Source organism: Pseudomonas sp. FSL R10-1339 (assembly GCF_009600545.1).
GTDB lineage: Bacteria > Pseudomonadota > Gammaproteobacteria > Pseudomonadales > Pseudomonadaceae > Aquipseudomonas > Aquipseudomonas bubulae.
In genome coordinates, this window is sequence record NZ_WIVQ01000038.1 from 1 (window position 1) to 13,978 (window position 13,978).

At 60.4% G+C, this 13,978-nt stretch carries 7 protein-coding genes; 5 read left to right on the plus strand and 2 right to left on the minus strand.

Features of this window, described 5'->3' with window-relative positions; all coding sequences use genetic code 11:
• Positions 1–2,089, minus strand: a 2,089-nt coding sequence (locus GHO03_RS13170; protein WP_153399953.1) for an autotransporter domain-containing protein, incomplete at its 3' end; no start/stop codon positions are given.
• Positions 2,090–2,271: 182 nt separating this feature from the next.
• Between GHO03_RS13170 and GHO03_RS13175 the strand changes: the two genes are divergently transcribed.
• From GHO03_RS13175 to garD, 5 genes are all read left to right on the plus strand, one after another.
• Entirely contained in the window at positions 2,272–6,984 is a 4,713-nt protein-coding gene (locus GHO03_RS13175) for an AAA domain-containing protein (protein WP_153399955.1), read from the plus strand.
• A gap of 263 nt (positions 6,985–7,247) precedes the next feature.
• Complete coding sequence (locus GHO03_RS13180) at positions 7,248–7,997, plus strand: FadR/GntR family transcriptional regulator (protein ID WP_095002585.1); 750 nt, start codon at positions 7,248–7,250, stop codon at positions 7,995–7,997.
• A gap of 354 nt (positions 7,998–8,351) precedes the next feature.
• Positions 8,352–9,263, plus strand: coding sequence for a 5-dehydro-4-deoxyglucarate dehydratase (gene kdgD, locus GHO03_RS13185; protein WP_095002493.1), 912 nt, complete (start codon positions 8,352–8,354; stop codon positions 9,261–9,263).
• A gap of 150 nt (positions 9,264–9,413) precedes the next feature.
• Entirely contained in the window at positions 9,414–10,769 is a 1,356-nt protein-coding gene (locus tag GHO03_RS13190; protein ID WP_095002494.1) for an MFS transporter, read from the plus strand.
• An 11-nt stretch (positions 10,770–10,780) separates the two neighbouring features.
• Positions 10,781–12,334 carry a galactarate dehydratase gene (gene garD, locus GHO03_RS13195; protein ID WP_153399957.1) on the plus strand — a complete coding sequence of 518 codons (1,554 nt, stop codon included), beginning with the start codon at positions 10,781–10,783 and terminating at the stop codon, positions 12,332–12,334.
• A gap of 115 nt (positions 12,335–12,449) precedes the next feature.
• On the opposite strand, the gene GHO03_RS13200 is transcribed toward garD, so the two are convergent.
• Positions 12,450–13,850, minus strand: a complete 1,401-nt coding sequence (locus tag GHO03_RS13200) for a metallophosphoesterase family protein (protein ID WP_153399958.1) — start codon at positions 13,848–13,850, stop codon at positions 12,450–12,452.
• Positions 13,851–13,978: the final 128 nt, after the last annotated feature.

Consider the following 13,978-nt stretch of genomic DNA (forward strand, 5'->3'; position numbering starts at 1 on the left):
GGGCATCACTGGCGGCACTGGCAACCTGTAGGCTACCGCCTGCGCCCAACGACTGCATGGCCGCCAGCATGCTGCTGCCCACCTGCAAAGAGGCGCCCAGTGTGGCGCTGCCCAGGCTCGCATTGCTGCTGGCGGATAGCTGCTCGATGGCGGCGCCCGCCGTCTGTGCCGAGGTGTTGAGCAGGGCGTTATACAGCGCGTTGCCGGCCTTTAGCTGGCTCAGGCCGATGGCCGCACTGTGGCCGTTGGCGCTGCTGGCATAATCGGTAAATGCTACGTCATTGCGCGCATAGGTCAGCTCGACGCTGGTGGGGGTGTAGTTGAGGGTCGGGGTGAGGAAGGCATAATCGCTGGTGACTTTGCCAAAGGTGCCGTCGATGGCCGCTGCGTTCAGCACCCTGTACTGGCTTAGCCACGGATAGGTACCGCTACCGGCATTGATGGCCAGGGTCGAGCCATTGAGGTGGACGGTGCCGCCAACCTGCACCGGTGCGCTGCTGCCATCGGCAGTGACGCCATAGGCCAGGGTCGCGCCGCTGCTCAGGGTCAAGTCATGGCTGATGGTGGCGCTGCCCAGCTGCGTGTCGGTTTGCAGTGTGCCGTTGACCTGCAGGTTGGCGACGCTGCCACCACCGGCATACATGCCACCTTCATCGACAGTGATAGCGCCGCTGATGGCTCCCAGGTTGACCAGGCGGGCGCCGCTGAACACCTCGCCGCCGTCACTGAAGTCGTTGTGGCTGGTGAGGATCCAGCTGCCGGACTTCACGTCCAGCCATTCAACGTTCTGGCTATTGCCGAAGCGGCCACCGGCCGGGTCATCCAATGTCACCCGGTCGTAGCCGCTACCGCCGTCCACCAGGCCGTCGAAGCGGCTGGCGCTGCCCAGGGTCAGGTGGTCATCGCCGCCGCCGAGGTCCAGGGCCAGACCATTGCTGCCACTGATCAGACCCTTGTTGCTGACCACATCATCGAACTCTCCCACAAATCTGACGGCAAAACCGTCCAGCCCTTTGATTGTGCCGTTATTGATCAGTCGGGTGGCCGCGACCCCGGGGCCATCGCTGCCGTCATCCACCAGCACCGCATTGTTGGCGCCACTGATGAGTGCACCTGCGGCGTTGTAGAGATAACCCCCGCCAAGGGCGATACCTTCGCTGCCATTGGCAAAGCCGTTTTTATCGACGCCACCGGCGCCGGTGCCCTGAATCACCCCATAGTTTTCGATATGGGCGATCAGGTCGATATCCACGCCATCGCCGTCACCGTTGGGCTTGAGCCCGGAGTAGGCGCCGGTGATGGTGCCGTAATTGATCACGGTGCCGTTGCCGTCCGAACCAAAGCCCGAGCCGTTGCGCCCGGTGACTTCGCCGTAGTTGACCAGGGTTGCGCCCAGATCGGTGGTCATGCCGTGGCGACCACCTGAAAGGGTGCCGTGGTTGGTCACGGTCACGCCGGTTGCCGAGTCAATATCGATGCCGTCGAATTTGTTGTCGTCGGTCAGGGCATCACCCGATGAAATCTCGCCGTAGTTGAGGATTGTGGCGTTGGAACCGGTTTTCATGCCGTCACTGAATTCGCCGCGGATCAGCCCACCCTCGCGGTTGATAAGGGTGGTCTGGACACCCTCGCTGCGCAGCGAGTCGAGGTCGATGGCCTGGCCACTGCCGGTCGAGCGCACAGTGCCACTGTTGTCGATCAACACACTGCCACTGGTGAAATTGGTGTCGATTCGCAAAGCATCGTTACTGCCCTGAATCGTCGCGCCGCTGCGATTGATAATGCTGTAGTTGCGTTCACCACGGGTACTGCCGCTGGTATCGATGGCTCGCCCGCCTGTCGAGATCAAGCTGCCGGCGTTGTCGATGACGACACCTGAGCCGCGGGTGTCGTCTTTCAGAGTGACCGCCACCTTGGTGGTGGTCAGGCTGCCGCTGGGCGTCAACGTCAGGGTGTCGTTGCCATTGAGGGTCAGGCTGTCGGTGCTGGCGGTGCTGAGGAGGGCCGCTTTGGCAAACGCCACAGGGGATAAACAGCTGGTACTCAGCAGTGCAAGGGTGAGCGCAAGACGCTGGGGTGAGGCGGGCATGACGAACGACCTTTTTTGTAATAATAAGGTCGTCATGTATAGCGAACAGGTTTTACAAAATGATGTATCCGAATACCACCAGAACCTCTGTATCGTGTCGGCCATTGTAAGAAATTTCGCTTTTACTCGGCGCTTCCAGATTCTGTCGAAGTGCCCCCTTATCGAAGTGGTTCAGCTCACCCATGGAAACAGTACGTGCCCGTCTTGCCGGCCTGATTGAATTTGTTAAACAGACCGCGCTGATGCAAAAGCGGCCGGCGTTAACACTTAGCCAACACAGCGCCTTCAGTGCCAGCGAAGAAAAATTGCGGGCGTTGCCCGGGGTCAGCCTGGATCTGCACAACGGCGAGGAAGACGAAGTCTGGCTGCAGCTCGAACGTCTGCATGAGCGCAAGCCACCGGCGCCCCTCAGCCCGCTGCTGGGGTTGTGGATCGAACTCAAGGGCACGCCGCAGACCGAACCGGCACTCAAGGTCCGCCTGGCACGGGAGGTCCTGATCAACAGCACGGCGATCTCCGAGGACGAACGCTCGCGCTTGATGCCTGTAGCCCTGCAGATCGGGGAAGACGTCGCTGTCGAAGAGTGGGTCAATCTGGAAGACTGCCTGGATGCTGGCGAGATCCGTGCGCAATTCAAGTCTTACAGCCAAACGGCCTGGCGCCTGTGGGCCGCTGAGGAAAAACAGCGGCGCAAAAGCATCGAACTGTATGCCGAGCTTTTTATGCTGGTGCAAAAGATGCAGGGCAACCTGGGGGATGCGCAGCTGGAACTGGTGTGGGGCCTGGGGGTTTCGACGTGGGAACATCCCGTGGTCGGTGTCATCCATTACCCGTTAATCAGCCAGTTGGTGGAGATCGCCATCAACCCCGACAGCATGGCCATTGAAGTGCGTCCGCGCGCTGCCGAGCCACGCCTGGAAGTGGATGCCTATGTGGCGGCCGATATTGCCGGTGTCGGGCCGCTGGCAACCCTGGCCAAGGATTTTTTCCAACAGGATCAGGCCGGCATCAGCCCGTTCAACGCCGCCAGCTACGAGCCGGTGATTCGTTCAGCATCGACCCTGCTCGATGCCCATGGTCAGTTTTTGCCGGTGACGCTGGCCGAGGGCGATCGATCCGTCCCCAAGGCTGCCGAGTTCTTGTGTGTCACCGATACCTGGTGCCTGTTTGCCCGCGCCCGCGACAGCAATATGTTTATTGAAGACCTGGGTCGCTTTGAAGCCGGGATCGAGGAGGCCGGTGAGCTGCCGGCGGCCTTGCGGGCCATTCTCACCGAACCGTCCAGTGTGCTGGAAGATGTGGTCCTGCCACCGTTTCGTGGTTTGTCCTACGTCAGCGGTACCCAGGGGGATGATGCGCCGGCGGCAAAAGCGCAGGAGCTGTATTTCCCCAAACCGTACAACGATGAGCAGGTGCAAATCATCCAGCTGCTGCAAGTGCACGATGGCGTTGTGGTGCAGGGCCCGCCCGGTACGGGCAAGACCCATACCATCGCCAACGTCATCAGCCATTACCTGGCCAATGGCAAGCGGGTGCTGGTGACGTCGATGAAAGACCCGGCCCTGGCGGTGCTGCAGGAAAAACTCCCGGAAGCCATACGTCCGCTGGCAATCAGTTTGTTGAGCAGTGAAGCGGACGGCATGAAGCAGTTCGAGTTCGCCATTCAAAAGATCTCAGCTGAAGTACAGCGCATCGATCGTGCGCTGTATAAGCGCGAAATCGGGCAGATTGACGACGAAATCAACACCCTTCATGGTCAGATGGCCGGCGTTGATCGTGAGATCACTCATTGGGCCGAGCGTAATCTGTCGGACCTGGAGATCGACGGTGAGCGCCTGAGCCCTACCCATGCGGCCTTGCAGGTTGCGGCGGCCCAAGATGAAATCAGCGGTTTTACCGACCGGATCGGCGTGGACGAAGCGTATCGTCCGCGCTTTACGTTGCAAGACATCATCGCCTTGCGCGAAGCCCGGCTTGAACTCAAGGACTCACTGGCCTACCTGGGCCAGAAACTGCCGCAGCTGGCTGACTTCCCGGACGCGCAGACACTGATTCAGGTGCATCAGGATCTGGCTCAGGAAAGCCAGCTGCAGCTCAAGGAAAGCACCGGCGAAGTGCCGCGCCTGCTGGATAACAGTGCCGAAACCCTGGAGCAGGCCCAGGCGCTGGTCGAGCATTTGGGCCAACTGCAAACCCTGCGCACACAGATCAGCACATCGGCCCACAGCTGGGCCGCGCCCATGCAGGCTTGTCTGATGCGTGGTGGCAACGATGATGTGCTGGCGCTGTTTGCCAGCCTCAAGGGCGAGATCGAAGACGCGCTGGCAGGGCGCAAGGCCTTTGTGGCACGACCGGTAAGCCTGTCGTTCGAGTTGCATGCGCAACCCGAGGTGGTAGCAGCTATCGATAACATGGCCCAGGGGCGACGCCCGTTCGGCTTGTCCGGCCTGCTTGGCAAGGGCACGCAAAAACAGTTGCTGGACACCATTGTGGTGTTGGGCAGCAAGCCGCAAAGCGACCAGGACTGGCAGCATGTGCAAGCCTTTGTGCACTTCCAGCAACACAGCCGTACCTTGCTGCTGCGCTGGAATGCGCTGGCCGCCGAAATACCCTTGCCGACGCTGGAAACCGACGCCGAACAACTGATGGCAGCGGCCCGGGCGATCGAGCAGTTCGATGCCATTGTGCTCACAGAGCAGGGCGAAGCCCGTGCCCACCGCGAACTCAAGCAGCTGCTCCCGGACTGGGCCGAGGTTAGCCAGTTGCGCAGCAACGCATCGGTATTGGCCGAGGCCGAAAGCATCCTGCGACACTACCTGATACGCCATCGCCTGGCGGCCACCTGGGCCATCAAGGAAACCTTCAACAAAGCCCTGGCCGGGTGTGGTGGCGATATCAGTGAGCAGTTGCAAGGCTTTCTGGATTTGAGCCTTGGTCAGCCTCAGGTTGATACCGCCTTACTGCAAACCCGGTGGTCCGCGCTGATGGACGAGTTGCGCCGGGTGATGGCCCTGGCCAGTGCCCTTGAGACCGTACAGCGGGTAACCGACCTGATCGCGCAAAGCGGCGGCCTGCTCTGGGCCGCCCGTTTGCGTGAAGAGCCGGTCGTCGGGCCGGTCGACGGCCTGCTCCCGGACAACTGCCTGGATGTGTGGCGCCTGAGCCGTCTGGCCCGCTACCTCGAAAGCATCGACGGACGCGAAGACCTCAAGCGATTGTTCAAGTTACGCGGTGAGCTGGAGCTGAGTCTGTCGCGTCTTTATCAGGATGCGGTGGTCAAACGAACCTGGCTGCGGCTGTCGGAAAACGCCACGCCGAGTGTCAGGGCAGCCCTTGAGCTGTACCGCACCGCAATCCGCAAGATCGGCAAGGGCACCGGCGTACGCGCCGGGCGTTATCGTCAGGATGCGCGACTGGCGGCCGATGTGGCGATCTCGGCCATCCCGTGCTGGATCATGCCGCATTACCGCATTTGCGAAAGCCTGCCCGCGCAGTACGGTGCCTTTGACCTGGTGATTATCGACGAAGCGTCGCAGTCGGATCTCAGTGCATTGCCGGCGTTGCTGCGGGCGAAAAAAGTGCTGGTGGTGGGCGATGACAAACAAGTATCGCCCGATGGTATCGGCATGGAAGAAGAGCGCGTGCAGAACATGATGGCGCGCTTTCTGGGCAATCAGGTGGGCCTGTATCGGCCCTTGATGTCGCCCGAGCGTTCGCTGTATGACCTGTTCAAAGTGGTATTTGCCAAGAGCGGCACCATGCTGCGCGAGCATTTTCGCTGTGTGGCGCCGATCATCGAATACTCCAAGCGAGAGTTCTACAACCACGAACTCAAACCGCTGCGCCTGCCGTTGATGACTGAGCGTCTTGACCCGCCGCTGGTGGATCTGCTGGTGATGGACGGGGAGAAGAAAGGCAAGTTCAACCTTGGCGAAGCCCAGGTGATCGTCGAGGAAATTCGCCGCCTGATCGCCCTGCCGCAGATCACTGGACGCAGCATCGGCGTGGTCTCGCTGCTGGGCGCCGAGCAAGCGCAAAAGATCATGCAGATGCTGACCAAGGAGCTGGGTGAAGAGGCTATTACCCAGTTCCAGATCAGCTGTGGCGATGCCCGCACGTTCCAGGGCAAGGAGCGCGACATCATGTTCCTGAGCATGGTGGCCTCTCCCGGCGATTGCTTTGCCAACAGCCGCGACTCGATAGCCCAGCGCTTCAACGTGGCCGCTTCGCGGGCACGGGATCGCATGTACCTGGTGCGCAGTGTCGAGCTGACCGACCTCAGCCCTGTGGACAGTTTGCGCCGCGGCCTGATTGAGCACTTTGAAACCCCTTTTACCCAGGATGCTGCGCAGGTCAGTGATCTGCGCGAGTTGTGCGAATCCGGCTTCGAGCAGGAGATGTACGATGAGCTGACCCAGCGTGGCTATCGGGTGATTCCGCAGGTGGGCGTTGGTGCGTATCGCATCGACATGGTGGTCGAGGGCGACAACGACAGTCGCCTGGCCATCGAATGTGACGGCGACCGCTTCCACGGCCCGGACCGCTGGGACAGCGACATGCGTCGCCAGCGTATTCTGGAGAGGGCGGGCTGGCGTTTCTGGCGTTGCTTTGCATCGGCTTTTACCCTTGATCGTCAACAGATCATTGATGATTTGCTGGCTACCTTGAAGGCAATGAACATCGAGCCTGCCAGCGGCGAAGGCGCGGCGCCGAGCATTCATGTCGAGCGCCGTCAGGTATATGGCTTTGAACGCGCAGGAACAGTCACCGAGGAGGGCCGTGTGCGGGCCCATGATAACCGTCCGGCCAAAGACCCGTTTTTGTTCTGGGTACCGGACGACACATTGGCCGTGAGCGATGTCGAGGCTGAGCAGTCTTTGCCACTGACCGTCTGATGGTCGCTGGGGAACAGTAGGCGCGAGCCTGCTCGCGATACCGTGACCCGGCCAGCCAGACCGCAGCGCCTGTATTACAGGCAGGCCAGCCCCTTGGGGTTTTGCGTTGTCATGTGTCAGCAGGTGATCGTACAACCACCTTGAGCTATGATGCGTCCCTACGGGGGCGCGATTTCGCAGTGTTCAGGTCGGCCAAGGCGATAGATCAGCTGCTTTAATCATCAATGCTTCCGATCCTTTTGATTTCGAGAAAAATGTTCACCATGGAAAACCACAACGACGTACCCCGCCTCCCTCGCAAGCGCCGCAGCCTGGCGCAAGAGTTGGTGACGGTGCTGTCCGAGCAGATCCGCGACGGCATGCTCAAGCGCGGCGACAAGTTGCCCACCGAGTCGGCGATCATGGAAGCCCATGGTGTTAGCCGTACGGTGGTGCGCGAGGCCATTTCCCGACTGCAGGCCGCAGGGCAAGTCGAGACGCGACACGGCATCGGCACCTTTGTGCTGGATACACCGAGCCCGAGCGGTTTTCGCATCGATCCGGCAACTGTCGTCACATTGCGCGATGTGCTGGCGATTCTTGAGTTGCGCATCAGCCTGGAGGTTGAATCTGCAGGGCTGGCGGCGCAGCGTCGCAGTGCCGAACAATTGGCCGCAATGCGCGCGGCGCTGGATGCCCTGAATGAAAACACCGCGCGTAACGGTGATGCCGTGGCCTCGGATTTTCAGTTCCATTTGCAGATTGCACTGTCGACCGGCAACCGCTACTTCACGGACATCATGACTCACCTGGGCACCAGCATTATCCCGCGAACCCGGCTCAATTCGGCGCGTCTGGCCCATGATGACCAGCAGCAGTACATGGACCGCCTGAACCGTGAACACGAAGAAATCTACCAGGCCATTGCCCGTCAGGATTCGGAAGCGGCCCGCGCTGCCATGCGCCTGCACCTGACCAACAGCCGCGAGCGCCTGCGCCATGCCCACGAAGAAGCTGAGGCACAGCGGGGGTAGGGCGTCCTCCACCTGTGGGAGCGGGCTTGCCCGCGATCGTATCGACGCGGATGGCCTGACAGAACGCGGCGCTTGCATCGCGAACAAGCCCGCTCCCACCGGGTATTGCTGCGTACGATGAGCTGTTCTACGACAACCTGTCACTTACCAAAAATTAAATTTCACTTTCACCACACTCCACCAAAGCCCGTACTAGACGGGCTTTTTTGTTTTTATCGAAACTGATTCGCCCCAGGGCAGCCGCGATTTCAAGAAATGAGATTGACGTTCTTTTTTTAAGTTGTACGATGACGTACGACGCAACGAATCGCTAACGTATTTCTCATCACAACGTGCTCCCAGGGTGTTCGAATAATGAATCCACAAGAACTGAAGTCCATCCTCTCTTCCGGTCTGTTGTCCTTTCCGATAACCGACTTCAATGCTCAAGGTGATTTCCACCCTGAGGGTTACATCAAACGTCTGGAATGGCTGGCTCCGTACGGCGCTTCGGCCCTGTTTGCCGCTGGCGGCACGGGTGAGTTCTTCTCCCTGGCAGCCAGCGAATACTCGCAAGTGATCAAAACCGCAGTCGATACCTGCGCTACCAGCGTGCCGATCCTGGCCGGTGTCGGTGGTTCGACCCGCCAGGCCATCGAATACGCTCAAGAAGCCGAGCGCCTGGGCGCCAAAGGCCTGCTGCTGTTACCGCATTACCTGACTGAAGCCAGCCAGGACGGCGTTGCCGCCCACGTTGAGGCTGTGTGCAAGTCGGTAAACATCGGCGTGATCGTCTACAACCGCAACGTTTGCCGTCTGACCGCACCGCTGCTGGAACGTCTGGCCGAGCGCTGCCCCAACCTGATCGGCTACAAGGATGGCCTGGGCGATATCGAATTGATGGTGTCGATCCGTCGCCGCCTGGGTGATCGCTTCAGCTATCTGGGCGGCTTGCCGACGGCCGAAGTGTACGCCGCTGCCTATAAGGCATTGGGCGTACCGGTTTACTCCTCGGCGGTGTTCAACTTTATCCCGAAAACCGCGATGGAGTTCTACCGTGCGGTGGCCCGTGACGATCACGGCACGATCGGCAAGATCATCGATGAGTTCTTCCTGCCGTACCTGGACATCCGCAACCGCAAAGCCGGCTACGCGGTCAGTATCGTCAAGGCCGGGGCCACCATTTCCGGTTACGGCGCAGGCCCGGTGCGTACCCCGTTGACCGATCTGCTGCCGGACGAGTACGAGGCGCTGGCAGCCTTGATCGACAAGCAAGGTCCGCAGTAAGCAATGACCAAGGCCGCTGAGTAATCAGCGGCTTTTTACGTAAAGGAATACGATCGGTGGCTCACGCAGCTCCCACATAAGTTCCACCCGTCAGCTACAGCCAAAACAGATTAACCCGCACATAAAAATAATCAGTGGGAGTAGTACTACATGCAAGCGACCAAGCCGACGCATGTCCGTTATTTGATTTTGCTCATGCTTTTTCTGGTGACCACGATCAATTATGCCGACCGTGCCACTATCGCCATCGCAGGTTCCAGCCTGCAAAAAGACCTCGGCATCGACGCCGTGACCCTGGGCTATATCTTCTCCGCATTTGGCTGGGCCTATGTGGCCGGGCAAATCCCCGGTGGCTGGTTGCTCGACCGGTTCGGCTCGAAAAAAATCTATGCCCTGAGCATCTTTACCTGGTCCCTGTTCACCGTGCTGCAAGGCTTTGTCGGTGAATTCGGCATGTCCACGGCCGTGGTGGCGCTCTTCATGCTGCGTTTTCTGGTGGGGTTGGCCGAAGCGCCGTCCTTTCCCGGTAACGCCCGCATCGTGGCTGCCTGGTTCCCCACCGCCGAACGTGGCACGGCCTCAGCTATTTTCAACTCGGCGCAATACTTTGCCACCGTGCTGTTTGCACCGTTGATGGGCTGGATCGTGTATTCCTACGGTTGGGAGCACGTCTTTATCGTGATGGGTGTGTTCGGCATCGTCTTCTCGGGCATCTGGCTCAAAGTGATCTACAGCCCGCGTGAGCACCCGCGCATCAACGAAGCGGAGTTCAAACACATCGCCGACAACGGCGGCATGGTCGACATGGACCAGAAAGGCAAAAAGGCCGACGGCCCCAAGTGGGACTACATACGCCAACTGCTGACCAATCGCATGATGCTCGGCGTTTACCTGGGTCAGTACTGCATTAATGGCATCACTTATTTCTTTCTGACCTGGTTCCCGGTGTACCTGGTGCAGGATCGCGGCATGACCATCCTCAAGGCCGGCTTTATTGCCTCACTGCCGGCGGTCTGCGGGTTTATCGGCGGCGTGCTGGGCGGAGTCATTTCCGATTACCTGCTGCGCAAGGGCCACTCCCTGACCTTCGCCCGCAAGGCGCCGATCATCGCCGGCCTGCTGGTATCGAGCAGTATCGTGGCCTGCAACTATGTGGACATTGAATGGATGGTGGTGGGCTTTATGGCCCTGGCCTTCTTCGGCAAGGGCGTGGGCGCACTGGGCTGGGCCGTGGTTTCCGACACCTCGCCCAAGCAGATCGCCGGCTTGAGCGGCGGTCTGTTCAATACCTTCGGTAACATCGCCTCCATCACTACCCCGATCGTCATTGGCTACATCATCAGTGCCACCGGCTCGTTCAAATGGGCGCTGGTGTTTGTCGGTTGCAACGCACTGGTGGCGGTCTTCAGCTATCTGGTGATCGTCGGCCCGATCAAGCGTGTGGTACTTAAAGAACCACCGACCAGCGACCCGAAAATCGCTGACATTTTACCTGTCCATATTTGAGGAGCGGCGTCATGACGTTGATTGAACATTCCGACTCACCGCGCTCGATCCGCCTGCACCCGCGGGATAATGTCGCGGTGGTGGTCAACGACCAGGGCGTACCGGCGGGTACTGTGTTTGCCGACGGGCTGGTGACGGTGGATTTTGTCCCCCAGAGCCACAAGGTCACGCTGGTGGCTATTGCCGAAGGTGGCGAGGTGATCCGCTACGGTCAGGTGATCGGCTATGCCCTGCAAGCCATTGCGCGGGGCAGTTGGGTCAATGAGGACCAACTGCGCATGCCCACCGCACCGCCGCTCGATAGCCTGCCACTGGCCACCGATGTTCCCGCACCGCAAATGCCACTTGAGGGCTTCACCTTCGAGGGTTATCGCAACGCCGATGGCACGGTCGGGACGCGCAATATCCTCGGCATCACCACCACCGTGCAGTGTGTGACCGGCGTGCTGGACCATGCGGTCAAGCGCATCAAGGACGAGTTGTTGCCCCGTTACCCGCATGTCGATGATGTGGTGGCCCTGACCCACAGCTACGGCTGCGGCGTGGCGATCAGCGCCACCGACGCCTATATCCCGATCCGTACCGTACGCAACCTGGCGCGCAACCCCAACCTGGGTGGCGAAGCGCTGGTGATCAGTCTGGGCTGCGAAAAGCTCCAGGCCGGCCAGGTGATGCACGAAAACGACAGCTCAGTGGACTTGAGCGAGCCGTGGTTGTACCGCTTGCAGGACTCCAGCCACGGCTTTACCGAAATGATCGAACAGATCATGGCGCTGGCCGAAGTGCGTTTGAAAAAACTCGATCAACGTCGCCGCGAAACCGTGCCGGCGTCCGAGCTGATTTTGGGTATGCAGTGCGGTGGCAGCGATGCGTTCTCCGGCATCACTGCCAACCCGGCGTTGGGCTTTGCCTCGGACCTGCTGCTGCGGGCAGGGGCGACGGTGCTGTTTTCCGAAGTCACCGAAGTGCGCGACGCCATCTACCTGCTGACTTCCCGTGCTGCCAACGAAACCGTCGCCCGAGAACTGGTGCGCGAAATGGACTGGTACGACCGTTACCTGGCCAAGGGTGAGGCGGATCGCAGCGCCAACACCACGCCGGGGAACAAGAAAGGCGGGCTGTCGAATATTGTCGAAAAGTCCCTGGGCTCCATCGTCAAATCCGGCAGCAGCGCGATCAATGGCGTGCTGGGGCCCGGCGAACGGGTCAAGGGCAAGGGCCTGATTTTTTGTGCGACGCCTGCCAGCGATTTTGTCTGCGGTACTTTGCAACTGGCCGCCGGTATGAACCTGCACGTATTCACCACAGGTCGCGGCACGCCGTATGGGTTGGCGATGGCACCGGTGGTGAAAGTCTCGACCCGTACTGAGCTGGCCCGACGCTGGCCGGACCTGATCGATATCGACGCCGGGCGCATCGCCACCGGGCGCGCGAGTATTGAAGAGCTGGGCTGGGAGCTGTTCCATTACTACCTGGACGTGGCCAGTGGCAAACAGCACACCTGGGCCGAGCAGCACAAATTGCACAACGACATCACCCTGTTCAATCCGGCGCCGATCACCTAGAGCAGTGAGGTGCCGCCGAACCCCGTAGATACCTTCCAGTGGGAGCGAGCCTGCTCGCGAAGGTCGTTCGCGAGCAGGCTCGCTCCCACAGTTGAAGTTTTCCCGTAGCAGCGGGTTACTTGGCCCTTGAGCTGCAGGCGAAGCCGTCGGGGCCAGCCGTTTGCGTGCAGGCGCGTTCGGCGGGCAGGTTTTTCACCGACTCGCGCAAGTGGTTACGATTTTTGCCGTCGCGCTCCAGGTCAAAGGCGTCATACAACTTGCCAGCGGCGGTGTAGCTGCGCACCTTCAGCCTTGAGTCCTGTACGTCGACCGTCTGGTACAGCTGGGTTTCTTCAGCACTGCGATCCGGTTGCTGCCGGGCCCGGTCATTGAGGCCATACATCTTCGAACCCGCCACCGAGACCATATACACCGGTCCCTGAATCTTGCCGCCGGCTTGTGCGGCTTTGGACGCAACACGGCCGGCCTCGTTGCTGACACGGCTGTAGCAGTGATCATGGCCCTGCAACACCAGATCCACCGCATAACGCTCGAACAGCGGCTTCCAGGCAGTTTTCAACGGCTCGGTATCTTCGGGGCGGGCGCAGGTGTAGACCGGCTGGTGAGTGACCACGATATTCCAGCGTGCGGGGCTGGTTTTCAGGCTCTGCTCAAGCCAGCGGGTCTGTTGATCAAGGGTGCCCATATCGAGCGCCGAGGTGCCATCAAGGACGATAAACCGCACACCCTGATAGTCGACAAAGTAGGTGGTGTCTTTGAGCCCATCAACACCGTTTTGCGGCAGGGCGAACTGGCGGCTCCAGTGCGGCCCGAGAGTGCGGGTTTCGCTGCCGTCGGGGTTGAGGCCGTCGAGGTATTCGTGGTTGCCGGCGGCCACTAGCTGGGGAATCATCCCGTAATTGAAACCACCTGCCTGGTTCCATTCGCCCCATTGATCGTCGTGTACCAGGTCTTCGCGTTGCGACACCAGGTCCCCGGCATGCACGATCAACGCGGGGTTGGCCACGCTCTGCAAGGCCTGGCGAATGCTGCGCGAGGCCAGTGACAGAATGTCGTTCTGCACATCGCCCATATAAATAAAGTTGAACGGCTTGAAACTCTTGGTCGCAGTGTGGAACTGCAACCACTCACTCCAGCCGTCGCTGCCCTTGACCCGGTACACATAGGCCGTGCCCGGCTGCAGGTCGTGCAGGCGTACCTGGTGGAACAACGCCGCGCCGTTCTCGTTGTCCAGGCTGATGCTTGTGCCCTGGACCTCATGCGCCGCCTTGGCCAGTTGCGGGCCATCGAGGGCAGGAGCCAGTTGCAGCTGGCTGGCCTGCTGGCGGGTATCGGTGCGGAATGTTACGGCCATTTCCCTGGCAGGATCGGCCCCGGGGGTCAGCACGATACGGTCGGCCAGGCCACTGGCGGCATAAGGCGCGCCGGGGGAGTGGGGCAGCGGCGTGTCGGGGGCGGCGCAAGCGCTGTTGATCACGGAAAAAAGCGCGAGGGCCAGTAATGTGGGGCGAATCATGGGGGCTCCTTGAGGGCTGAATGCCCGTCAAGGAAACAAAGCCCCATGACACCGGGATGACGGCGGGGGTCGATTTGGCTCAGTCACAAGTCGCTTTGCGCGTGGCTTGTGGCCCGCAGCGGGGTAAA